Origin of the sequence: Rhodococcus rhodnii NBRC 100604 (assembly GCF_001894925.1) — a bacterium.
Lineage (GTDB): Bacteria > Actinomycetota > Actinomycetes > Mycobacteriales > Mycobacteriaceae > Rhodococcus_F > Rhodococcus_F rhodnii.
Genome location: NZ_BCXD01000011.1, coordinates 120,565 through 144,035, shown reverse-complemented (window position 1 = coordinate 144,035; position 23,471 = coordinate 120,565). Strand labels below are relative to the sequence as shown.

Genomic DNA, 23,471 nt, shown 5'->3' with positions numbered 1-23,471 from the left:
GGCGGTCACCCCAGCACGCGCTCCAGGTACTCGTTGCCGAACGTCCGCTGCGGATCGACGTCGTCGCGGACCGCGACGACGTCGTCGAAGCGCGGATACGTGGTGCGCAGGTCGTCGCGGGTGCGGCCGTGCAGCTTGCCCCAGTGCGGCCGCCCGTCGACGGCACGCGCGATGTCCTCGACCGCGCGGAAGTAGCTGGTGTGATCGCGCCGGTGGTACTGGTGCACGGCCACGTACGCGGTCTCGCGGCCGTGGGCGGTGGACAGCCACACGTCGTCGGCGGCCGCGAACCGCACCTCGACGGGGAAGGCGACGCGATAGTCGGTTCGGCCGATCCACCCTTCGATCTCGGCCAGTACGTCGGTGAGTGTCTCGGCGGGAACCGCGTACTCCATCTCGCGGAAGCGCACGCGCCGTGAGGACGCGAAGACGCGGTAGCTGCGGTCGGTGAACTCTCGCGACCCGAGCACGCGCGCCGTCACCGAGTTGACGGCCGGAATCGTCTGCGGCAGTGCGGTGGTGAAGCGATTGATGCCCTCGAACAGGACGTTGGAGAGCAGTTCGTCCGAGATGTAGCCCGAGACCGTGGGAACGGGGGCGAGCGGGGTGTCGACGGGCAGGCGCGTGTTGCGTTTGGTGAGCACGCGGCGGGTGTGCGGGAACCAGTAGAACTCGAAGTGATCCACCCCGGTGCGGTCCTCGTCGAGCCGTTCGAGCGTGGCGTCGAGCGAATCCGACGTCTCCGCGGCGTGCATCGCGTAGGCCGCGGTGCAGTCGAGGACGACGCGGGTGACGACGCCGAGCGCGCCGAGCCCGATCCGGGCCGCCTCGAACAACTCCGGCCGCTCGGTCGGCGAGCACCACACGACCGCGCCATCGGGCAGGACCATCTCGAGTCCGGCGACCATCGTCGCGAGCCCGCCGAAACGTGCTCCGGTGCCGTGTGTTCCGGTTGCGATCGCGCCCGCGATCGACTGGGCGTCGATGTCGCCGAGGTTGCGCATCGCGTAGCCGCGCTCCCACAGTGCCTCGTTCAGCGCCCGCAAACGCGTTCCGGCCCAGACGGTCACGTGGGCGCCGTCGTCGGTGGGGGTGACGGCGTCGATACCCGTCAGGCGATCGAGGGACACGAGGATGCCGTCGGTGACGGCGGCGCCGGTGAACGAATGCCCCGATCCGACGGCCTTGACGCGCAGTCCGTTCGCGGCCGCATCCGCGACGAGCGCGGCCAGCTCGGTGACCGAGGCGGGCGTCGCGATCCGCCGAGGATGTGCGGTCTCGGTGCGCGCCCAGTTCGTCCATGTTTCGCGTTGCATTGCGCCATCATGAACCTGGACGATTGTCCAGGCAACCGACCCTCCCGAATCCGGCCGTGATTTGCCGATTCGTGACCGTCCCGGACGTGTGGCGCCCCGTGTTCGGTGGCGTGGGCCACTAGGATTTCGGTCATGCTCAACAGGCTTCCCGCGGACGAGCGCCGCCGGCAACTCATCGGTGCCGCCCTCGCGATCGCGGAACGCTCGGGCGTCGCAGCGGTGACGGTCCGTGCTGTGGCGGAGGAGGCCGGCGTCTCGCTCGGAGTCGTGTACTACTGCTTCGACTCCAAGGAGGAACTCGTCGCCGCGACGGGCGAGACTCTCGTCGAGCAGTTGAGCATGTCGCTTCGCGAAGGATTCGCCGAGGTCAGAAAGGCCCCGGAGGTCACAGGTGTCGATGGTCTGCGGACTCTGATCCACATCGGGTTGAGCGGAATGTGGCCGTTCGTCGAGGCCACTCCGGGTAGTCAGCTCCTGACGTACGAGATCACCGCGCTCGCGCTCCGTCAGCGTGCGACGACGGGCGGCCGCGCGGGGGGATCGCCGAGCGGCAGTACTCGGCGATGGACCGCGAGGCCATCGCCTTCCTCGACGAGTGCGAGGAGCTCGCGGGCGTCCGGTTCACAGTTCCGCTGGCGGAGGTAGCGCGCTCGGCGCTCGCTTTCATCGACGGAATCGTGTTGCGGTGGCTCGTCGACCGCGACACCGACGCCACGCTCGCAGCGCTCGACGATCTGGCCCGCAACGTCGCGTCGAGCGCCGTCGCCCGCACACCCTGATCACCTGGACGATCGTCCAGGTACGTGGACGCGGCTGCTCGGGAGTGTTTGACTGTCGAGTGTGACCACGAGCCTCGCGCACCACGACAGCACGGCACGGCCGGTCCTCGACCGGCTCGACGCCGCGACCGCATCAGAACCCGGGCCGCTCGCCGTGCTCGACCTGGACACGTTGCGCGCCAACGCCGCCGAGCTGGTTCGTCGCGCGGGCGGGACTCCGGTGCGCGTCGCGAGCAAGTCGGTGCGCTGCCGCGCCGTGCTCGCCGAGGTGCTGGGCGACGGCCTCACCGCGAACGCCGGGTTCCGCGGCATCATGTCCTACGCACTGCCCGAAGCCATCTGGCTCGCCGGGCACGGCGCGCGCGACGTGCTCATGGGATACCCCACCGCCGACACCCGCGCGATCGAGCGCCTAGCTTCCGACGACGAGTTGCGCTCGTCGATCACGCTCATGATCGACTCCGACGAGCAACTCGACCTGCTCCGCGCCGCGGCGGGGTCGCAGCGGTTGCGCGTGTGCATCGACGTGGACGCCTCGCTGCGGATCGGCCCACTGCACCTCGGGGTTCGGCGCTCGCCGATCCGGACACCGGAGCACGCTGCCGGCCTCGCGCGGCGCGCGGCGGCCCGCGGCTTCGACGTCGTCGGTGTCATGTTCTACGAGGCGCAGATCGCCGGCATGCCCGACCGCAGCGCCGCGATCCGCGCCGTCAAGGCGCTGTCGGCACGCGAACTCGCCGGCCGGAGGTCCGTCGTCGTCGACGCCGTGACCTCGGCCGTCGGACCCCTCGAGATCGTCAACGGCGGCGGAACCGGATCGCTCGAACTCACCTCGTCGGACCCGGTGGTGAACGAGGTGACGGCGGGCTCCGGCCTCTACACGCCGACCCTCTTCGACGACTATCGCGCGTTCGAGCCGAAGCCGTCGCTGTACTTCGCACTGCCCGTCGTGCGCCGTCCGGCACGGCGGATCGTGACGGCCTTCGGCGGCGGCTACATCGCCTCGGGGCCGCCCGGCACGTCCCGGGTGCCGCGGCCCGTCCGGCCCGCGGGGCTGAAATTGCTGCGCAGCGAAGGGGCCGGTGAGGTGCAGACGCCGCTGACGGGCGCGGCCGCGGAGTCGCTGCGTCCGGGCGATCGGGTGTGGCTGCGTCACGCCAAAGCGGGGGAGTTGTGCGAGCGGTTCACGCACGTGCACGCCGTCGAGCACGACGGCACCGTGGCGCCGCTGCCCACCTACCGCGGTGAGGGCCGCTGCTTCGGCTGAGACCGCGTGCGACACGGGCGACGCCCGCACCGCCTGATCGGCAGTGCGGGCGTCGCCCGTGTCTCGCGTGTGCGAGTTCTAGACGTAGATCGACTCGATGACCGCGCCGCGCTCCTTGTGGATGATGTTGCGCTTGAGCTTCATCGTCGGGGTGAGCTCGCCGCTCTCGATCGTGAAGTCCGACTCGACGAGCTTGTACTTCTTGATCTGCTCGGCCTTGGACACCTTGCTGTTGGCGTCGGCGACCGCGGCGTCGATCTCGGCGATGAGGTCGACGTGCTCGAGCAGTGCCGAGACCGGGGTGCCCTCGGGGACGTCGTTGCGCTCGCGCCAGCCCGGCAGGGTCTCGGCGTCGAGCGTGATCAGCGCACCGATGAACGGCTTGCCGTCACCGACGACGAGGCACTGGCTCACGAGCGGGTGAGCGCGCAGGGCATCCTCGAGAGTCGCGGGTGCGACGTTCTTGCCGCCCGCCGTCACGATGATCTCCTTCTTGCGGCCGACGATCGAGACGAAGCCGTCCTGATCGATCGAGCCGAGATCGCCCGTGTGGAACCAGCCGTCGACGATCGCTTCCTTGCTGGCTTCCTCGTTGTGCCAGTAGCCGCCGAAGACGACCGGGCCCTTGACGAGCAGCTCGCCGTCCTCGGCGATCTTCGCGGAATGGCCGTCGAGCGGGCGGCCGACGGTGCCGATCCGCTGCGCCGAGGTCGTGTTGACGGTGATCGCCGCGCTGGTCTCGGTCAGGCCGTAGCCCTCGTAGACCGGGACGCCGACGCCGTTGAAGAAGTGGCCGAGGCGTGCACCGAGAGCGGCGCCGCCCGAGACGGCACGATCGCACTCGCCGCCCAGCGCGGCCTTGATCTTGCCGTACACCAGCTTGTCGAACACGGCGTGCTTGATCTTCAGGCCGAGCGGGACCTTGCCGGCCTCGCTCGCCTTGCTGAACTCGATGGCGGTGTCGGAGGCCTTCTCGAAGATCGAGCCCTTGCCGCCGTCGTACGCCTTCTGCTTCGCGGAGTTGTAGACCTTCTCGAAGACGCGCGGCACCGAGAGCACGAAGTGGGGCTTGAAGACGCCGAACTGCTCGACGAGAGTCGTCGTGTCGGAGGTGTGGCCGACCGTGACCTTCGCGTCGAAGGCGCCGAACGAGATGGCGCGGGCGAACACGTGCGCGAGCGGGAGGAACATCAGGGTGCGGCGGCCCGCGTACATCGCGTCGGCCATCGCGATCTTCACGGCCGCCGACTCGGCGTGGAAGTTCGCGTGGGTCAGCTGCACGCCCTTGGGGCGGCCGGTCGTGCCGGACGTGTAGATCAGCGTCGCGGGGGACTCCGCCCGCACCGAGTGGCGGCGCTCCTCGACCTGCTCGTCGGTGACGTCGGCGCCGCGGCGCGTCAGCTCGTCGATCGCACCGGCCTCGATCTGGAGGACCTCGGCGAGTGCCTCGGCGGAGTCGGTGACCTCCTTCAGTGCATCCGCGTGCGCTGCCTTCTCGACGACGAGCAGCTTCGTGGCGGAGTCCTCGAGGATCCACTTCGCCTGGTCGGGGGAGGACGTCTCGTAGATCGCGACGGTGCAGCCACCCGCGGTCCAGATCGCGTAGTCGAGGACGACCCACTCGTAGCGGGTGCCCGAGAGGATCGCGACACGGTCGCCGGACTCGATGCCGGCGGCGATCAGGCCCTTCGCGACGCCGCGTACCTGCTTCGCGAACTCTGCGGCGGTGACGTCGACCCAGCCGCCGTTCGACGGCCGCTTGAACGGCACGAAGGTGGGATCCTCCTCGGCGTACCGGAAGACGGAATCCGCCATCGACGCGTCCTCCGGCACGACGAAGGACTGTGGCACCGAGTATTCACGCACTGTGACCCTCCAAGAGCAGATCGATCGGATGGTGTGCATTCGATCACATCGTCGCCCTTTTTGCATCAGCGCATGTGTCCGTTATGCCTACTTCGTGCTCTGACCAGCGCGTTTTGTGTTACTTCGAGTACCGTACGTCTCACATGCCGGGAATCCCCTGCTGGTGTCCGTGACCGAGCGCACTGCGCGCTTCGTCGTCGGACAGCTGGTGGAAATCGCGGTACGCCTCGCCCACACCACCGAGGGCGTCGGACACGTACGGCGACACGACGGTCGCCGCGCGGGCGAGCCGTCGCGCGGCCGACCCCGTCGCGACGGGAAGCGCGACGACGACGCGGTCGGCCCCGGCGTACTCGAGATCGGTGATCGCGGCGATCGCGGTGGCGCCGGTCGCCGCGCCGTCGTCGACGAGAACGACGGGGCGCCCGCGCGGGTCGAGCGCGGGCCGGTCGCCGCGCAACAGTTCGGAGCGGCGTGCGAGTTCACCCCGTTCGGCGTCGAGAACGGCCGCCCACGCGCCGTCGTCGATCCGGGAGCGTGCCACGACGTCGTCGTTGGTGACGATCGCGCCGCGTTCGCCGATCGCCCCCATCGCGAGTTCCGGCTGCCCGGGAACACCGAGTTTGCGGACGAGTGCGATGTCGAGCGGTGCACCGAGCGCGCGGGCGACCTCGGCGGCGACCGGAATGCCGCCGCGGGGGAGGGCGAGTACCAGCGGCGCGACCCATGGGCGTCCGCGCCGCTCGTCGGCGCTCCGGAGATCCGTCACCGCTCCGGCCAGATTCCGGCCGGCGTCGGCGCGATTCGCGTACCGCATCGTTCACCTCCGCCACGGCGTGGCGACGTGTGTACCCCCGTCGGTCGGTCGTGTGGGCCAGGCTACTCGCCGGGGCGGACGGTCACGGCGAACCTGCGCAGCTCCAGTGCGGGGTTCTCGGTGCGGACCGAGTCGAGCCGCGAGCGGGTGACGGTCGCGACAGCCGTCCCCGTCTGCTCGCCCAGCGCGGTGACGACGATGCCGTACGGATCGACGATCATGCTGTGCCCGGCGCCGGTGCGCGGGCCCTGGTCGGCCGCCGCGACGTACACCGTGTTCTCGATCGCGCGAGCGCGCACGAGCGTCGTCCAGTGGTCCTCCTTGAGCGGCCCGGGGACCCACTGCGCCGGCAGGCACACGACGTCGGCGCCGGCGTCGACGAGCAGCCGGGTCACCTCGGGGAAGCGCAGGTCGTAGCAGGTCTGCATCCCGAAGGTCAGGCCGTCGACGGCGAAGGTCTCGGGTGGCGTCACGGGGCCGGGCGCGATCACCGTCGACTCGGTGCGGCCGAACGCGTCGTACAGGTGGAGCTTGCGATACCGCGCGACGATCTCGCCGCCGGGGGAGATCGCGACGAGCGTGTTGTGCACCCGCTCCTCGCCCTCGATCGACTCGGCGACGCCCGTCACGAGCGTGACGTCGTGCTCCGCGGCGATGCCGGCGAGTCCCGTCACGAAGGGACCGTCGAGCGGCTCACCGGCCGCGACGATGCGCTCGTCCGTGCGGGGAGCGGTGAAACTCGTGTACTCCGGGGTCACGACGACGTGCGCGCCGCGTGCGGCGGCGTCGGCCACGAGCGCACGGACCGACCGCAGGTTCTCGTCCTTGTCGACGCCGGGCGCGAATTGGGCAACAGCGATCTCGACCATGACTCCAACCTATCGCCGAAGCCCGCCGGTGGACGTCACTCGGCTGTCGACCGTGCCGCGCTCCGCAGCGACAGCGACCCGACGACCAGCAGGACGCCGAAGGCGATCGCGTAGACGCCCATCAGAACGACGAACCCGAGGATGCCGGCGCCGGGCGCGATCGTGAGCACGATGCCGAACAGCACCGCGAGCACCGACGCCGCGAGCAGCCAGCCCCAGCCCGAGCCCGGAACGTGGCGCAGCCGCACCGCGCCGACCGCCCCGAGGATGCCGAAGATCATCGCGTAGATCGCGATGATGTAGAGCAGGACGACGGCCGTGACGCCCGGCCACACCAGTGCGATGACGCCGGCGATCACCGAGACGACGCCGAGCGCGACCCACCAGCCCCAGCCTGAGCCGCTGCGGCCGCGCGCGGAGACCGACCGCGCGATCGCGACGACGCCGTCCACGATCGCGTAGACACCGAAGACGAACACCAGTGCCAGCACGGTGATCCCCGGCCAGACGAGCGCGACGATGCCGAACAGAACGGCGAGCACGCCGCGGACGACACCGATCTTCCAGGCCGCCGCCGTGACGTCCGCGAGAACGTTGCCGGGCGCCTGAGCGCCGCCGGTCGAACCTGGAGCCACCATGGTCGTCTCCTCACGTCGGTCACGACTGTCGCTCGCTGGCAACAGCGTAGGACCGGTGCCCGGAGAGGGGGACCGAATCGTCACATGTGTCTGTCCGGTCACTCGCAGGTCGTGTCACCTCGACCGACGCGACCGAGAATGCCGATGAGCGGCGAGGACACCCCCGAACATGCGATAAAATCGACGTCAATGGATGAAAACGATCGCGAGCCGGAGCGTGACGCCGGCACCCCCACTTTCGCCGATCTCGATATAGACGAACGTGTGCGCCAGGCCCTCTCGGATGTGGGCTACGAAACCCCGTCGCCGATTCAAGCGGCGACGATCCCGCCGTTGCTCGAAGGCAACGACGTCGTCGGTCTCGCCCAGACCGGTACCGGAAAGACCGCGGCGTTCGCGGTTCCGATCCTGTCGCGGCTCGATCTGTCCCAGAAGGAGCCGCAGGCGCTCGTCCTCGCGCCGACCCGTGAGCTCGCGCTCCAGGTCGCCGAGGCGTTCGGCCGCTACTCGTCGCGGATGCCCGGCGTGCACGTGCTGCCGATCTACGGTGGACAGAGCTACGGCGTCCAGCTGTCGGGGCTGCGGCGCGGTGCGCACGTCGTCGTCGGCACGCCCGGTCGCGTCATCGACCACCTCGAGAAGGGCACGCTGGACCTCACGAAGCTCCAGTACCTCGTGCTCGACGAGGCGGACGAGATGCTCAAGATGGGCTTCCAGGAGGACGTCGAGCGCATCCTCTCCGACACTCCGGAGTACAAGCAGGTCGCGCTGTTCTCGGCGACCATGCCCGGTGCGATCCGCAAGATCTCGAAGCAGTACCTGCACGACCCCGTCGAGATTACGGTGAAGTCGAAGACGACGACGTCGTCGAGCATCACGCAGCGGTACGTCCAGGTCGCCAATCCCCGCAAGCTCGACGCGCTGACCCGCATCCTCGAGGTCGAGCAGTTCGAGGCGATGATCATCTTCGTCCGCACGAAGCAGGCGACGGAGGAGCTCGCCGAACGGCTTCGCGCGCGCGGGTTCTCGGCAGCGGCGATCAACGGCGACATCGTGCAGGCGCAGCGTGAGCGGACCATCGGTCAGCTCAAGAGCGGCGCGCTCGATATCCTCGTCGCGACGGACGTCGCCGCCCGCGGCCTCGACGTCGAGCGGATCTCGCACGTCGTGAACTACGACATCCCGCACGACACCGAGTCGTACGTCCACCGCATCGGCCGCACGGGCCGCGCGGGCCGTGCCGGTCAGGCGCTGCTGTTCGTCGCTCCGCGTGAGCGTCACCTGCTGCGGTCGATCGAGAAGGCGACGCGCCAGCCCCTCGCGGAGATGGCGCTGCCGACGGTCGACGACGTCAACGCGCAGCGTGTCGAGAAGTTCGGCGATTCGATCACCGAGGCGCTCGCGTCCGACAATCTCGAATTGTTCCGGTCGATGATCGAGAAGTACGAGAGCGAGCACGACGTCCCGCTCGTCGACATCGCCGCGGCACTCGCCGTGCTGTCGCAGGGGGACGACTCGTTCCTCATGAAGCCCGAGCCCCCGGCTCCGAAGCGCACCCGTGAGGCCCGCGAGCCGCGCGAGCGCGACGGCAAGCCGCGCAAGTTCGATCGTGATTCGGGACCGAAGTTCACCCGCGACGGTCAGGAGATGGCGACCTACCGGATCGCCGTCGGCAAGCGGCACCGCGTCGTGCCGGGTGCGATCGTCGGTGCGATCGCCAACGAGGGCGGCCTCCGCCGGAGCGATTTCGGTCACATCAGCATCCGGCCGGATCACAGCCTCGTGGAGCTTCCGGCGACGCTGCCGAAGGAGACGCTCGACGCGCTCAGCCGCACCCGCATCTCGGGTCAGCTGATCCACCTGCAGCCCGACCAGGGCCCGCCGAATCACCAGCGCCGCAGTGGCGGCGGTGGCGGCAAGAAGCGCTACTGACGAGAGCGCTGCGAGCGACCGAACCCGAGGGCTCGGTGCCCGACGAGCGCCGGACTATCCGGTGGCCTCGGAGGGCATCGGGCCCTCGTCGGGTACGAAGAACGAGCCGACGGTCGGCAGTACGTGGCACGTCGCGTTCGAGTAGGCGACGGAGCCGAAGATCGCGGCGACGACCGTGCCCGACCCGGTGTGTACGAGCTTCGACAGCGACGGGTATCCGCCTTCGGTCGTGCCGTCGAGCGGTTCGATCCCGCTCGCGCCGGTCGCGGTGTTGAGCCATGCGACGCTCAGCCCCGATCCCTGCACGACACCCGGGTACGCGGAGAGCGCCTGGAAGTTCACTTCGCGGACGCCGATGCCCGCGGCCGGGCCGGTCTGCGCGGATGCGAGCGTCATGGTGACGGGGGCGAACGTGCCGCACCCGATCGTCGGCGCGGTGTAGAAGAACGGCGTGAGCGTGCCGGCGACGTCGGAGAGCCCTGCGAATCGGGTGAGCGCCTCGACGGCGTCCTTCTCCTGCGGCAGATCCGCGGACTCGCGCAGTTCCGTGACGGCAGCGGGCTCGGACGCGCCTGCGGCGGGCTGGGCCCCCGCGACGGGCGCCGCGAACGCGGCCGCGGCGAGGACCGCCGCGCTGGTGGCGACGGACCGTAGAATTCCGAACCCGGACACAGTGCTCTCCTTCGTGCAGGCCGCGGCCCCGATCCGCGATCCGGGCAGTGAACTTACCGCAGTGCGCCGGGTTCGGCAGACCGGCCCGCGCGGGCGTCGGTCACGTCCGGGCGACGGTCACTCGTGTGCGACGTCCACGACGACGCGCGTGGGATTCTCGAGTCCCGTGACGGCGAAGGCGGCATCGGGCTGCGCCGTCCCGACGAACGACTGCGTCACTCCCTCGAACACGAGCGCACCCTGCACCTCCGTCACCGAGCCGCCGTCTCCCGTTCCCGGAACCGGGACGGGACCGGAGTACTCGGCGACACCCGAGTCGAACGGGTATGCCGAGCCGTCGATGAGGACCTGCAGGATGCCGGCGCCGTCGACGTCGAGTTCGCGTCCGCTGCCGTCCTGGACGGCGCTGTCGACGTAACCGACCCGCCAGCCCGGCGTCCCCGTGCCGTCCATCTCGTAGACGATCCGGTCGAACCCCTCGTGGCGGCCCACACGGATGTCGGTGACGGTGAGCCGCGCGCCGTCGGACGCCTCGGCGGTCTGCACGGTGGCGCTCTCGGGCACCGACTCGGGCTCCGCCTCCGCCGTCGTGGTGGGGTCGGTGGAGGTCGGGCCGATCGACGTCGTCACGGCGGTGGGCTCGCTGTCGCCGTCGGTCGAGCACGACACGAGACCGAGTGCGAGGACGGCACAGGAGGACACGAGAGCGATGCGGGCGCGCGGGTTCATGGTGTCCGATCGTAGGAAGAAAAGCCGATACCGCGGGGTACGAGACGGTCTCCGCGCGTCGCGCGGGTCGGCGCGGGCCCGGAGTCGGTCGGGGTGCTCAGCTGCCGTCGAGGTACAGCCACCGGCCGTCCTCGCGGACGAAGCGCGAGTGTTCGGCGAGGACACCGGCCCGGCCGCCGCGGTGGTGGTGGGCGCGGAAGGTCACGGTTCCCTCGGAGTCGAACGGTCCGCCACCGGTCGTCGCGACGATCTCGAGCCGGTCCCACTGCTCCTCGGGATCGAGGTCGACGTGCTCCGGCGCCGTCGACGGATGCCACGACCGGACCAGGTGACCGGCGTCGCCGATCGCGAAGGCGGTGTAGCGCGAGCGCATGAGGGCCTCGGCGCTCGGGGCGCGCCGCTCGCCGCGGTGCAGCGGGCCGCAGCAGTCGCCGTAGGAGTCGCCGCGGCCGCACGGGCACGGTGCGCGGTCGGGCTCGGGGGCGGGTCGGTCGGTGGTGGCCACGTCGGCAGTATCTCCCCCCGACACGTGCCGGGGTCGGTTCGGGGTGACCCCTGATGGCGGCGCGATGGCGGAACGGGAAGACTGGCACGCGGGCACGGGGACTTCCATGACCGATCCGACTTCGAGGACGCAACGATGACCGAGCACGCAGCCAGCGCGACCGATCTGGTCAAGACGTACGGGAGCGGGGACACCCGGGTCACGGCCCTGGACGGGGTGTCGATCGACTTCGCACGCGGCCAGTTCACCGCGATCATGGGCCCCTCCGGGTCGGGCAAGAGCACGCTCATGCACACCCTCGCGGGTCTGGACGCCGCCACCTCGGGCACCGTCCGCATCGGTGACGTCGACCTGACGGGGCTCTCGGACAAGCAGATGACACGGTTGCGCCGCGACCGGATCGGCTTCGTGTTCCAGTCGTTCAACCTCGTCCCCACGCTCACGGCGCTCGAGAACATCACGCTGCCGCTCGACATCGCGGGACGCAGCGCCGACCAGGAGTGGCTCGACACGATCGTCGACCGGCTGGGATTGCGGGACCGGCTCGGGCATCGCCCGAGCGAGCTCTCGGGCGGCCAGCAGCAGCGCGTCGCGTGTGCGCGTGCTCTCGCGGGCAGGCCCGCGATCATCTTCGCCGACGAGCCGACCGGCAATCTCGATTCCCGCTCGGGTACCGAGGTGCTGTCGATTCTGCGTGCGGCCGTCGACGAGTTCGACCAGACCGTCGTGATCGTCACGCACGATCCGCGTGCCGCCGGCTACGCCGACCGCGCCGTCTTCCTCGCGGACGGCCGCATCGTCGACGAGATGGCCGGGCCGACCGCCGAGACCGTCCTCGACCGCATGAAGGATCTCGAAGCTCCCGCTGCTGCCGCGCCCGGCGACGGAAAGGCGTGACCGCGATGAGCTCGACGAGTGCCGATCACCACACGGGTGGTCGTGGGTCCGGCGCGCCGATGCGCAGGGTGTCGCTCCGCAATCTGGCGGCGCACAAGGTGCGCCTCGCCCTGACGGTCCTCTCGGTCGTCCTCGGGACGGCCTTCGTGGCGGGATCGTTCGTCTTCACCGACACGCTGCAGCGCACCTTCGACTCGATCTTCGACGACACCGCCACGGGCGTCGACGTCCGGGTCTCGCCCGAGGAGCAGGGCACCGACGGCGTTCCGCTCGCGGACGCCGAGACGGTGTCGTCGCTGCCGGGAGTGCGCGCGGTCGCCCCCGCCGAGAGCGGCCAGGTCGTGCTGATCGGGCCCGACGGCTCCGCCGTGCAGACGGGCGGCGCGCCCAGTATCGGTACGAGCTACGTACCTGCCGAGCAGGCCGTCGAGGAGCCCGATCCGTACGTCGCGGGTGCACCGCCGTCGGCCCCGGGCGAGGTCGGCATCAACCCGAGCGCCGCGGAACGCGCGAACCTCGCGGTCGGCGACGACGCCCGGGTGCTCGTGCCGGCGCACGGCATCGTCGACGTCACGATCTCTGGTCTCTACGATCCCGGGACCGACACGGGCGGCTTCATCGGCGTGCAGTTCACGCAACAGCAGGCGGTGGAGCTGTTCACCGACGGTCGGCACGCCGCGTACGTCGACGTCGCCGGCGACGGCTCGCGCACTCCCGAGCAGTTGCAGGCCGACGTGCAGCAGGCGTTGCCGGACATGAAGGTGCAGACCGGCGACGAGGTGCGCGCGGAGACCGAGGCGCAGGTCTCGCAGGCCCTCGACTTCGTCAACTACTTCCTGCTGGCGTTCGGTGCGATCGCGCTGCTCGTCGGCACGTTCATCATCTACAACACGTTCTCGATGATCGTCGCGCAGCGGTTGCGCGAACTCGCGCTGCTGCGCGCGATCGGTGCCTCGCAGGGGCAGATCGGCCGGTCGGTCACGCTCGAGGCGCTCGTCGTGGGCATTCTCGGCGCGATCGCGGGCACCGCCGCGGGTATCGGGCTCGCCTACGTGCTGCGCGCGCTGCTCAACGCCTTCGATCTGGGGCTGCCCGAGGGCCCGCTCGTGCTCTCGCCGCGCACGTTCGCGGTCTCGATCGGTGTCGGCGTCCTCGTCACGGTGATCAGTGCGTACGCACCCGCGCGGCGGGCGTCGCGGGTCGCGCCGGTGGCGGCGATGCGCGAGGAGGCGTCGGGTGGCGCCGAATCGCTGACGGTGCGCACGTGGGTCGGTGCCGTGTTCACCGTCGCCGGCGTCGTCGCCCTCGTGATCGGCTCGCGCGGTACGGGCGAGCCCGCCGCCGCGACGGTCGGGCTCGGTGCGCTCGCGACGATCGTCGGAGTGTTCCTCGTCGCGCCCGCGCTCTCGCGTCCCGTCGTGCGCACGCTGGGGCTGGCGACGCGGCCGTTCGGTGCGGTGGGCAAGCTCGCGCGCACCAACGCCGTCCGCAACCCGCGGCGCACGTCCGCGACGGCGTTCGCGCTCACCCTCGGACTCATGCTCGTCTCGGTCATCGGCGTCTTCGGCGCCTCGGCGAAGGCGAGCGTCGACGAACTGGTCGACAACGGCATCACGGCCGACTGGATCCTCAGCGGCCCGAACCAGATCGGGGTGCCCGAAGGTGTCGAGGGCGCCGTCTCGGAACTTCCGGACGTCGCGAGAGCCGCATCGCTGCACCTGTTCTCGGCCGAGGTCGACGGCGAACGCGAGACCGGTGGCTCGCTCGACGGATCGACCGAAGGACTCGTGAATCTCGACGTCGTGCGCGGCAGCGGCGATCCCGGACCCGGCGAGATCATCGTCTCCGACACGAAGGCCGCCGAACGGGGCTGGGACGTCGGATCACCGGTCACCGTGACCGGGGCGGACGGTAAGCAGACGCGTGCGACGGTCGGTGGTGTGTTCGTGTCGAACCAGCTGTTCGGCGATCTCGTCGTCTCCGACGACGTGTACCGCGCGACCAGTCCGGCCGTCGGGCTCCCCGCCATCCTCGTGCTGATCGAGGCGACGCCCGGGGCGGACGCCGACACGCTGCGCGCCGATCTCGAGCAGTCGACGTCGCGCTTCATCGTCGTCCAGGTGCAGGATCGCGACGAGTTCAAGGGCGCTCAGGCCGCCCAGATCGACACACTGCTGGCGATTCTCTACGGCCTGCTCGCGCTCGCCGTCGTCATCGCGATCCTCGGCATCGTCAACACGCTCGCGCTGTCGGTCGTGGAACGGACGCGCGAGATCGGGATGCTGCGTGCGGTCGGAACGCAGCGTTCGCAGGTGCGGCGGACGATCTACCTCGAGTCGATGCTCATCGCGGTGTTCGGGGCGGTTGTCGGCATCGTCCTCGGCGTGGCGTTCGGCTGGGCGTTCGTGAGCACGCTCCGCGATCAGGGACTCGGGACCTTCCAGGTGCCGTGGGAGCAGATCGTCGCGATGCTCGTCGGTTCGGGCGTCGTCGGTGTCCTCGCGGCGCTGTGGCCGGCGGTCCGTGCCGCGCGCACCGATCCGCTGGACGCGATCTCGGAGTCGTGACGGGCGGCGGACGAACGGGATTCGGCGCTCCCCGTTCTCCCCGCCGGTCGTCCGGAATCCTGCCGGCGGTCCCGGGCACCCGGATCCACGAGTCGGGGGCAGCGGCCGGCGGGTTCGGTGGGATCTGCGCGCCGGCTCCGAAACCGCTCGTCGGCGCACGGCGGAGCGGTAACGTCGGCTCAGCCGTGCCGGTCGCTCGCGTCGTGTCGAGCGGCCGGTGACCGACCGTGATGGGAGCCGTGATGGAACTGGCGCTCGGTGCCGACGACCTCGCGTTCCGCGACCGGATGCGGCAGTTCTTCACGACGCGGATCCCCGAGGAGATCCGTCGTCGCGCCGCGCTCGGCGAGGATCTGTCGCGGGACGACTTCGTCACGACGCAGCAACTGTTGCACGAGAACGGGCTCGCCGTACCGCGCTGGCCCGCCGAATGGGGTGGCCGCGACTGGACTCCACTGCAACTCGAGATCTGGCGCGGCGAGATGCAGGCCGCGTCGGTACCGGAACCACTGGCGTTCAACGCGAACATGCTCGGCCCCGTCGTCGCGACGTTCGGTACGCAGGAACAGAAGGAGCGGTTCCTGCCGCCGACGGCGCGGCTCGACATCTGGTGGTGCCAGGGCTTCTCGGAGCCCGAGGCCGGCTCCGACCTCGCCTCGCTGAAGACGCGCGCCGTCCGCGACGGCGACTCGTACATCGTGAACGGGCAGAAGACGTGGACGACGCTCGCGCAGTACGCGGACTGGATCTTCGCGCTCGTGCGCACGAATCCCGATGCGCCCAAACGGCAGGCCGGGATCTCCTTCCTGCTCATCGACATGAACACCCCCGGTGTCACGGTCCGTCCGATCAAGCTCGTCGACGGTGGCCACGAGGTCAACGAGGTCTTCTTCGAGGACGTGCGGGTGCCGGCCGAGAATCTCGTGGGCGACGAGAACGGCGGCTGGTCGATCGCGAAGTTCCTGCTCGGCAACGAACGCACCGGCGTCACGCGGCTGGGCTGGTCGAAGGCGCGGGTCGCGGAGGCGAAGGCTCACGCCGCCGACATCGCCGTCGGGGCCGGAACGCTGCTCGACGATCCGCTGTTCGCGGCGCGCGTCGTCGAACTCGAGAACGAGTTGCTCGCACTCGAACTCACCCAGATGCGGGTCGCGGCGTCGTCGCGCGACGGCAAGCCGAATCCCGCGTCGTCGCTGCTCAAGCTGCGGGGCTCGGAGTTGCAGCAGGCCGCGACCGAACTGCTGCTCGACGTCGCGGGCACGGACGCGCTCTCGGGTGGGGCTGACGGGTCGCCCGCACCGGAGTGGGCCGCCGCCACCGCGACTCGCTATCTCAACGCCCGCAAGGTGTCGATCTACAGCGGCTCGAGCGAGGTCCAGCGCACCATCATCGCCTCGTCGATTCTCGGATTGTGAGCGGACATGGACTTCGAACTCGGTGACGAACAGACCCTGCTTCGCGACACGACGCGCGAGTTGCTCTCTCGTGCCTACGATCCCGAGTCGCGGCGCCGGATCGTCGCGACCGACAGCGGATTCGACCGCGACGTCTGGCAGCGGTTCGCGCAGACGGGTCTGCTCGAACTCGCGCTGTCGACCGGCGACGGGGACGAGGACGGCGAGGAGGCGCTGGGCGGTCCGGTCGAGGTCGGCATCGTCATGACGGAGATCGGCCGAAGGCTCGCGCCCGAGCCCTATCTGGACGCCGTGGTCGTGCCGGGCGGCCTCGTCGCCAGGGTCGGGACGGCCGAGCAGCGCGACGAGATCCTGCCGCCCGTCGGCGGGGGAGAGCGGATGCTCGCGTTCGCCCACGACGAGCCGGGCGTGCGCTGGCCCGCGCGGGTCGCGAGCACCAGGGCGAGGGCCGACGGCGACGGCTGGGCGATCACCGGCGTCAAGAACCCTGTCCCGCACGGCGGATCGGCGGACACCCTCGTGGTCAGCGCCGTGACCGACGACGGCGCGCTCGGGTTGTTCGTCGTCGACGGCGTCGCCGAGGGCGTGACCTCGAGCGCGTACCCCACGTACGACGGCCTGCGTGCCGCGCGTATCGACTTCGTCGACGCTCCCGCGGTGCGGCTCGGCGACTCGGACGACGACGCGTGGCCCGCGGTCGTTCTCACCCAGGCGCACGCGCAGGCAGCGCTGTGCGCCGAGGCGGTCGGTGCCATGGACGAAGCGCTGCGCTCGACCGTGGAGTACCTGAAGACGCGGCGGCAGTTCGGTGTTCCGCTCGCGCACTTCCAGGCGCTCACCCACCGCGCGGCCGACATGTACGTCCTGGTCGAGCTCGCACGGAGCATGAGCCTCTACGCGACGATGTCGCTCGCCGCCCCGGACGTCGATCCCGTCGAGGCGTCGGCGGCGACGTCGCGTGCGAAGCTGCAGATCTGCCGGTCCGCCCGGCAGGTCGGGCAGGAGGCGATCCAGCTGCACGGTGGGATCGGCATGACCGACGAGTATCCGGTCGGTCACTACACGGCGCGGCTCACGGCGATCGCGCGCACGCTCGGCGACGCCCGCGATCACGTGCGACTGCTCAGCGGCTCCGTTCGCGACACCGTCTCCATCCACTGACCGCAGGTCTCGATTCACTCGTCTCGGGTCTCCACCCGCTCACCGAATCGTCGCAATTCCGTATAGTCTGCGGCTCGCCGTGTCCGGATACCGGATTCGCCGCCGCGGGTGTGGTTACCGTCGTGGCGCCCACTCGGACCGTGGGCCGCGTGCGGTGGACCAGCGCCGCCGTGACGACGATCGAAGGAGCATCGGATGAGAACGTTCGCGCTCGCCCTGCTGTGGTCCGTCCTGGCCGTGGGTCTCGTCGGATTCGCAGTGGCGCTCTCGGAACTTCATGTGCACGGCAGTGTCGCGTCGCTGATCGCGGCGTCCGTCTCGGGTCTGATCCTGTTGCGAATCCGTTCGCACGCGCAGGAACTCGCGCATCCGGACGTCGACCGGCTGCGCACGAGCTGAACTCCGCAGTGGAACGACCCTGCCCGCGGCCCTGATCGACGAGGGCGGCGATCAGAAACGATAGAACGGTTCCGGTGCGCGCACGGTGGCGTTCGCCGGTGCGAACCGCGTGAGTGGCCGGACCTGGAAGGCCGGCGCCCAGTCCGCGACGTCGGGCTTCAGCCCCACGTCGTCGCCCGGCACGAATCCGAATCTCGGGTAGTAGTCGCGGTGCCCGACGAGCACGACGGCGCCGAAATCCATCGCATCCGCAGCGCCGAGTGCTGCGTGCATCAGTGCCGAACCCACGCCGCGCCGCCAGAGCGGTGCGTCCACGCCGATCGGGCCCAGTTGCACGATCGGTCCGCCGCGTGCGCCGCCCGAGACGCTCGCCCGCGTCAGGCACACGTGTCCCGCGACCTCGCCGTCGGATTCGGCGACGAACGAGAGCTCGGGGATCCAGGATTCGTTCGCGCGTAGTTCGTCGACGAGCGCGGGTTCGATCGGTTCGGGTAGCCCCTCGGCGGCTGCGATGTCGGCGAACGCGCTGCGGTGGACCCGTGCGATCGAGCCGACGTCGGCGGAGGTCTCGCGTCGTACCAGCACGATTCCGAGTGTGCCCGCAACGAGCGGCACGGCGCAACGAGATGTCGCTGCGGCGACGACGTGCCGGGAACGTTCTCCAATCGTGACCGGAGTGTCACGCCCACCGCGCCTGCGTTCGCGCCGAGACGGGGAGGATGACGGCGTGCGCGAAACTACTGCGCCCGTGCGCGAGACGAGCCGGCCCGTGGACTACGCGGTGGCCGATCACGAGAACGTCGTCATGGCGGTGTTCGCGCACGCCCAGCACGCCCCCGAGCGCGTGCTGTTCTCCCGCCCGGAGGCGGACGGCTGGACCGACGTCGTGGCGCGCGACGTCGCCGCACTCGTCACCGGTGTCGCGAAGGGGCTCGTCGCGTCGGGCGTCGAACCGGGTGACCGCGTGCTGCTGCTGGCGCCGACGAGCTTCGAGTGGTCGCTGCTCGACTACGCGATCTGGGCTGCGGGCGCAGTGTCGGTTCCGGTGTATCCGTCGTCGTCGCCCGAGCAGATCCGGTTCATCGCCTCGGATTCGGAATCGCGCGTCGCGGTGGTGCAGACCGACGCCCAGCGCGACGCCGTGCGTTCGCGTGGCACGCCGGAGGTCCTCGTGCTCGACGACGACGCCGTGGGCACCCTCATCGTCCGCGGCCGCGACCTCGAGGATCAGATCGTCTTCCGCCGTGCGCTGGCGTTGGGTGCCGACGACCTCGCGACGATCGTCTACACGTCGGGGACGACGGGGCGGCCCAAGGGGTGCATGCTCACGCACCGGAATCTGTTGTCGGAGATGCGCGCTCTGCTCGCCGCGCCGGTGGGGGAGATCGCGGCCCCCGGCCACCGCGCCGTCGTCTTCCTGCCGCTCGCCCACGTTCTCGCCCGCAGTGTGTCGCTCGCGATGTTCGAGGCAGGGGTGGTGCAGGCGCACTGGGCGGATTTCGGGACGGTCGCCGAGCAGTTCACGGCGCATCGGCCCGACACCGTGCTCGGCGTCCCTCGCGTCTTCGAGAAGGTGCACGAAGCCGCGGCGCGACGCGCGACGGAACGAGGACGTCTCGCGGCCGGGGTGTTCCGGTTCGCCGAGCGCACCGCGATCGCGGTCGGCCGTGCAGGGGAGCGAGGGCGGATCGGGCCGGTGCTCCGGATGCGGCGCGCCCTCGCGGATCGCCTCGTCTTCCGCGACATCCGTGCGGCGTTCGGCGGCCACTGCCGGTGGGCGATCTCGGGCGGCGGGGCGCTCGCTCCCGAACTCGGACACTTCTTCGGTGGCCTGGGACTTCCTGTGTACGAGGGGTACGGGCTCACCGAATCGTGTGCCGCCCACACGGTCTGCGGGCCGGGCGTGGGTCGTGTCGGCACCGTCGGCCCGCCGCTGGGCGGCAACGCCGTGCGGATCTCCGACGACGGTGAGATCCAGCTGCGCGGGCCCGCGCTGTTCGCGGGGTACTGGCGCGACCGCCGTTCGACGACCGACGCGTTCGACGACGGCTGGTTCCGGACGGGCGATCTCGGCGAACTGGACGCCGACGGCGTCCTCACCATCGTGGGCCGCTCGAAGGACGTGCTGGTGACGGCGGGCGGCAAGAACGTCTCGCCTGCTCCGCTCGAGGACCGGCTTCGCTCGCACGCCGTCGTCGCGGACGCCGTCGTCGTGGGCGACGGCCGGCCGTTCGTGTCTGCGCTGGTCACCGTCGATCCCGGCGTCGCCGACGGACTCGGAGACGTCCGTGCCGCCGTCCAGGACGCGGTCGATCATGCGAAAGCCTCGGTGTCCACGGCCGAGTCGATCCGGCAGTGGCGGCTCGTGCCGCGGGCGCTCAGCGAGTCCGAGGGCGAGCTGACGCCGACCGGGAAGGTGCGGCGGTCGGTCGTGCTCGATCACTTCGCCGAACTGGTGTCCGACATCTACGGGCGCGCCGCGGTCGGCTGACCCCCGCGGTCACCCCGACCCGGGCTCAGCCGAGTTCGCGGCGGAGGAGGTCCAGGTCGTCCTCGAGCCCGATGCCGGGCGTCTCGAGCACGACCGGGGCGTTCGCGCTGCGCGCGACGTCGAGCAGCGCCGCGGTGTCGATCGTCCCGTCCGTGAGGTTGTCGTGGCGGTCGCGGCCCGAACCGAACTCGTCGCGGGAGTTGTTGAGATGCACGAGGTCGATCCGCCCGGTGATCGCGCGGACGCGGTCGACGACGGTGCCGAGATCGAGGCCCGCCGCCCACGCGTGACACGTGTCGAGGCAGAACCCCGGCTCGAACTCGCCGATCGCGTCCCACAGCCGTGCGATCGCGTCCAGTTCGCGTGCCATCGCGTGATCGCCGCCCGCAGTGTTCTCGACGAGGATGGGGACGGGGAATCCGCCGGAGCGCTCGAAGAGCTTGCGCCAGTTGTCGAATCCGGTGTCGACCTCGGTGGTGTCGGCGACGTGGCCGCCATGGACGACGAGCCCGACGGCGCCGAGTTCGGCTGCCGCCTCGGCGTGCTGGGCGACGAGCTTGCGGGAAGGGATGCGCACACGATTGTTGGTACTGGCGACGTTGACGACGTAGGGCGAATGCACGACGACGGCGACGGGGCTCTCGCGGATCTCGTCGGCGCGCGGGTGGGGCTGCGGCGCGCGCCACTTCTGGGGATCGGCGACGAACACCTGCACGATGTCGGCGCCCAGTGCGTCGGCGCTCCCGATCGGATCGTCGTCCTCGCGTACGTGCACTCCGAGACGCATGGCGCCAGCCTACGACGGTCCCACCCCGCGTCGCCGGATTCGGTGGTTCCGGCCGGGTTCGCCGGATTCTGGGACAATCGCCGGTGGGGACGATCGGTGGGACGGCCACGCGCACGAGAGGAGCGTTCGATGAACGACGACGGTGGTGCGCCTGTGGAGGGTACGAGCGCCGAGGACGACGCCGCGCGGATCGGTGCCGACGTTCGCCGCTGGTGTGCCGAGGCGCGGATCGACGCCGCGGCGGGCCTCGGCGACGTCGAGCTCGGCGACGAGCCCGCGCTCCTGGTGGCCGCGGGTGCCGTCGACGAGCAGACCCGCTCCGCCGTCGTCGCGCGGATCAGGGCGGGCCGCGCCTGGCCCGACACGGGCGGCTACACACGGCTGCGGCGCCTCGTCGACGAACGCACCGAGATCGCGGAGCGCAGCAGCGGACTGCCCGCGCCGGTGCGGATGCTCGCGAACGCGCGGATCGGCGATCTCGATCGCAGGCTCGGTGCCGCGCGGTCGGCGTGGGTGGGTCCCGGGCGGGCGTTCGCGTCGGGCGTGCGGTCGATCCGGCGTGATCGACGCGAGGGCGTGCACCTCGATCCCGCCGAGCGCGAGCAGCTGTTCGAGGCGTTGTTGCGCACCCCGGCGCCGCAGCGGCCGACCGTGATGCGACGGGCCGTGGACTCCGCGCTCGGCGGCGCGGTTCTCGGGGGCGCCGTCCGCCGTGCCGGCGACTTCGCGCAGTACATGCCGAAGTCGGTCACCGATCACCTGCCACCCGACTGGGCGAATCCCCCACGTCAGGACGACAGCGGCCACGATCGCCCCGCGACGATGCGCGATCGCTACGAGTGCGCCCTCTTCCTCGCCGGTGTGCACGCCGATCGCGTCGTGCGATCCCGGTTCTGGCGTTCGGAGCACGGGCTCGTGCCCCGCGGTCAGCTCGACGTCGCCGGCGAACTCGTGTCGATCGCCGTGGACACCGTCGAGCTGAGGTCGGTCGCCGAGGATCTCGACACGATCGCGGCCGTCGCGGACCGCGGCGACGATCCGTGGCGCGGCGCCGATCGCGTCGCCGCGCGTCGCCGCGCCCTCGAGCCCGTGTGGAATCAGGTCGTCGAGCGTGTCGTCGCGCTCGCCCGGATCTCGGACGTCCTGTCGCGGCTCGATTCGCGCATCGCGACGCAGGACGCCGTCGACCGCGTCCTCGACATCGACGGCCGCATCGATCGGCTCGTCTCGCGCGCGGGGACGCGTGAGCTGTCCGTCGACAACATGGACTCGCTGGGCCGCCAGCTCGGGATCGACGAGACGGTTCAGGCCTATCGCGCGATCCTCGGCCGCGACATCGCGGCACTCACCGACCGCGGGTGAGCGCCCCGCTCCGCCGGTCTGCGGAGCGGCATGTCACTGTGCGACGGCGCGCGAGAGCGTGTCGAGCCGATGGATCTCGGACGAGGTCAGCACGATCGACGGCGCGTCCATGAGGCTGTAGAGCTGGTCGAGCCGACTCGCGCTCGCGAGCGGTGCGGTGATCCGAGGGCGGGTGAGCAGCCACGCGAGCGCGATGGTGGCGGGCTCGACGTCGTGCGCGGCACCGATCTCGTGCAGCGCGTCGACGACCTCGAGGCCCGCGGGCGTGAGGTACTTCGCGGCCGTCGCCTCGCGTGGCACGCCCCGCAGATCCTCCATCGTGCGGTACTTGCCGGCGAGGAAGCCCGCGGCGAGCGAGTAGTACGGGAACACCGCGAGCCCGAACTCGGCGGCGAGTGGCGCGTAGTCGCGCTCGAACGTCGCGTGATGGACCAGGTTGTACTGCACCTGCAGCGCGACCGGGCGAGCGTAACCGCGGGCGTCGGCGATCGACATCCACTCGCGCACCCGCTCGGGGGAGTAGTTCGAGATGCCGAGGTAGCGGACGGAGCCGTTGCGGACGAGTTCGTCGAACGCCGCGAGGCTGTCCTCGAGCGGGACGTCCGGATCGTCGTAATGCGCGTAGTAGAGGTCGATGCGATCGGTCTGCAGCCGCTCCAGCGATGCGGCCGAGGCCGCCGCGATGGTCTCGGGCGCGAGCCCGCGGAACTGCGGATGCCGGCTCACCTTCGTCGCGACGACGACGTGCTCGCGCAATCCGTTGTGCGCGAGCCATCTTCCGATGATCGTCTCGGACTCGCCGCCCGAGTTCCCGGGAGCGAACGCCGAGTAGGAGTCCGCGGTGTCGATCATGTTGCCGCCGCCCTCGGCGAACGAGTCGAGGATGTCGAACGACGTCGTCTCGTCGGCCGTCCAGCCGAACGTGTTGCCGCCCAGTGCGAGCGGGAAGATCTCCAGGTCGGAGTGGCCTACGGCTACCACGTCGTGTTCTCCGTTTCCTTC

General features: G+C 70.5%; 21 protein-coding genes. 10 read left to right on the top strand and 11 right to left on the bottom strand.

The genetic code is table 11. The annotated features are described in order from the left end of the window. Nucleotides 1-5: 5 nt before the first annotated feature. Nucleotides 6-1,316, bottom strand: coding sequence for a D-arabinono-1,4-lactone oxidase (locus RR1_RS10345; protein ID WP_010837374.1), 1,311 nt, complete (start codon nucleotides 1,314-1,316; stop codon nucleotides 6-8). A gap of 132 nt (nucleotides 1,317-1,448) precedes the next feature. Between RR1_RS10345 and RR1_RS10340 the strand changes: the two genes are divergently transcribed. Both RR1_RS10340 and RR1_RS10335 read left to right on the top strand, forming a co-directional pair. Next, on the top strand, nucleotides 1,449-1,961 hold the full coding sequence (locus tag RR1_RS10340) for a TetR family transcriptional regulator (protein WP_010837372.1): 513 nt from the start codon (nucleotides 1,449-1,451) through the stop codon (nucleotides 1,959-1,961). A 195-nt stretch (nucleotides 1,962-2,156) separates the two neighbouring features. Next, the gene (locus RR1_RS10335) at nucleotides 2,157-3,362 is read left to right on the top strand and encodes an amino acid deaminase/aldolase (protein WP_010837370.1); all 1,206 of its coding nucleotides are present in this window, start codon (nucleotides 2,157-2,159) and stop codon (nucleotides 3,360-3,362) included. 78 nt (nucleotides 3,363-3,440) lie between these two features. Here the strand turns inward: RR1_RS10335 and RR1_RS10330 are convergent, their stop codons facing one another. The 4 genes from RR1_RS10330 to RR1_RS10315 form a co-directional block, all read right to left on the bottom strand. Continuing rightward, entirely contained in the window at nucleotides 3,441-5,228 is a 1,788-nt protein-coding gene (locus RR1_RS10330; protein ID WP_010837369.1) for an AMP-dependent synthetase/ligase, read from the bottom strand. Nucleotides 5,229-5,367: 139 nt separating this feature from the next. Next, nucleotides 5,368-6,045 carry a phosphoribosyltransferase gene (locus RR1_RS10325; protein WP_010837368.1) on the bottom strand — a complete coding sequence of 226 codons (678 nt, stop codon included), beginning with the start codon at nucleotides 6,043-6,045 and terminating at the stop codon, nucleotides 5,368-5,370. A gap of 62 nt (nucleotides 6,046-6,107) precedes the next feature. Beyond that, nucleotides 6,108-6,914 (bottom strand): carbon-nitrogen hydrolase family protein, encoded by an 807-nt coding sequence (locus tag RR1_RS10320; protein ID WP_010837367.1) that lies wholly within the window; start codon nucleotides 6,912-6,914, stop codon nucleotides 6,108-6,110. A gap of 35 nt (nucleotides 6,915-6,949) precedes the next feature. After that, nucleotides 6,950-7,552, bottom strand: coding sequence for an HdeD family acid-resistance protein (locus RR1_RS10315; protein ID WP_010837366.1), 603 nt, complete (start codon nucleotides 7,550-7,552; stop codon nucleotides 6,950-6,952). A gap of 189 nt (nucleotides 7,553-7,741) precedes the next feature. On the opposite strand from RR1_RS10315, the gene RR1_RS10310 reads away from it, so the two are divergent. Continuing rightward, on the top strand, nucleotides 7,742-9,484 hold the full coding sequence (locus RR1_RS10310) for a DEAD/DEAH box helicase (RefSeq protein ID WP_040772471.1): 1,743 nt from the start codon (nucleotides 7,742-7,744) through the stop codon (nucleotides 9,482-9,484). A 54-nt stretch (nucleotides 9,485-9,538) separates the two neighbouring features. On the opposite strand, the gene RR1_RS10305 is transcribed toward RR1_RS10310, so the two are convergent. The 3 genes from RR1_RS10305 to RR1_RS10295 all read right to left on the bottom strand — a co-directional run bounded on the left by RR1_RS10305 (nucleotide 9,539) and on the right by RR1_RS10295 (nucleotide 11,390). Next, nucleotides 9,539-10,156: a hypothetical protein gene (locus RR1_RS10305; protein ID WP_010837364.1), complete on the bottom strand. Its 618-nt coding sequence runs from the start codon at nucleotides 10,154-10,156 to the stop codon at nucleotides 9,539-9,541. Nucleotides 10,157-10,273: 117 nt separating this feature from the next. Then, nucleotides 10,274-10,885 carry an AMIN-like domain-containing (lipo)protein gene (locus RR1_RS10300; RefSeq protein WP_010837363.1) on the bottom strand — a complete coding sequence of 204 codons (612 nt, stop codon included), beginning with the start codon at nucleotides 10,883-10,885 and terminating at the stop codon, nucleotides 10,274-10,276. A gap of 97 nt (nucleotides 10,886-10,982) precedes the next feature. Then, the gene (locus tag RR1_RS10295) at nucleotides 10,983-11,390 is read right to left on the bottom strand and encodes a YchJ family protein (protein WP_040772470.1); all 408 of its coding nucleotides are present in this window, start codon (nucleotides 11,388-11,390) and stop codon (nucleotides 10,983-10,985) included. A gap of 135 nt (nucleotides 11,391-11,525) precedes the next feature. Between RR1_RS10295 and RR1_RS10290 the strand changes: the two genes are divergently transcribed. From RR1_RS10290 to RR1_RS10265, 5 genes are all read left to right on the top strand, one after another. Beyond that, entirely contained in the window at nucleotides 11,526-12,287 is a 762-nt protein-coding gene (locus RR1_RS10290; protein WP_010837361.1) for an ABC transporter ATP-binding protein, read from the top strand. A 5-nt stretch (nucleotides 12,288-12,292) separates the two neighbouring features. Then, nucleotides 12,293-14,854: an ABC transporter permease gene (locus tag RR1_RS10285; protein WP_371836785.1), complete on the top strand. Its 2,562-nt coding sequence runs from the start codon at nucleotides 12,293-12,295 to the stop codon at nucleotides 14,852-14,854. Between the two features lie 242 nt (nucleotides 14,855-15,096). Further along, a complete protein-coding gene (locus RR1_RS10275; protein ID WP_040772468.1) occupies nucleotides 15,097-16,269 on the top strand; it encodes an acyl-CoA dehydrogenase family protein in 1,173 nt (390 codons plus the stop codon). Between the two features lie 6 nt (nucleotides 16,270-16,275). After that, nucleotides 16,276-17,430, top strand: coding sequence for an acyl-CoA dehydrogenase family protein (locus RR1_RS10270; RefSeq protein WP_010837358.1), 1,155 nt, complete (start codon nucleotides 16,276-16,278; stop codon nucleotides 17,428-17,430). A 195-nt stretch (nucleotides 17,431-17,625) separates the two neighbouring features. Next, complete coding sequence (locus tag RR1_RS10265) at nucleotides 17,626-17,829, top strand: hypothetical protein (RefSeq protein ID WP_010837357.1); 204 nt, start codon at nucleotides 17,626-17,628, stop codon at nucleotides 17,827-17,829. Nucleotides 17,830-17,880: 51 nt separating this feature from the next. Here RR1_RS10265 and RR1_RS10260 read toward each other — a convergent pair whose 3' ends face one another. Beyond that, a complete protein-coding gene (locus RR1_RS10260) occupies nucleotides 17,881-18,414 on the bottom strand; it encodes a GNAT family N-acetyltransferase (RefSeq protein ID WP_040772484.1) in 534 nt (177 codons plus the stop codon). Between the two features lie 163 nt (nucleotides 18,415-18,577). Here RR1_RS10260 and RR1_RS10255 point away from each other — a divergent pair, with 163 nt between their 5' ends. After that, entirely contained in the window at nucleotides 18,578-20,320 is a 1,743-nt protein-coding gene (locus RR1_RS10255; RefSeq protein WP_040772467.1) for an AMP-dependent synthetase/ligase, read from the top strand. A gap of 25 nt (nucleotides 20,321-20,345) precedes the next feature. Here the strand turns inward: RR1_RS10255 and RR1_RS10250 are convergent, their stop codons facing one another. After that, on the bottom strand, nucleotides 20,346-21,107 hold the full coding sequence (locus RR1_RS10250) for a deoxyribonuclease IV (RefSeq protein WP_010837354.1): 762 nt from the start codon (nucleotides 21,105-21,107) through the stop codon (nucleotides 20,346-20,348). A gap of 129 nt (nucleotides 21,108-21,236) precedes the next feature. Here RR1_RS10250 and RR1_RS10245 point away from each other — a divergent pair, with 129 nt between their 5' ends. Further along, entirely contained in the window at nucleotides 21,237-22,469 is a 1,233-nt protein-coding gene (locus tag RR1_RS10245) for a hypothetical protein (RefSeq protein ID WP_040772466.1), read from the top strand. Between the two features lie 33 nt (nucleotides 22,470-22,502). Here RR1_RS10245 and RR1_RS10240 read toward each other — a convergent pair whose 3' ends face one another. Then, on the bottom strand, nucleotides 22,503-23,450 hold the full coding sequence (locus RR1_RS10240; protein WP_040772465.1) for an aldo/keto reductase: 948 nt from the start codon (nucleotides 23,448-23,450) through the stop codon (nucleotides 22,503-22,505). Between the last annotated feature and the right edge of the window lie 21 nt (nucleotides 23,451-23,471).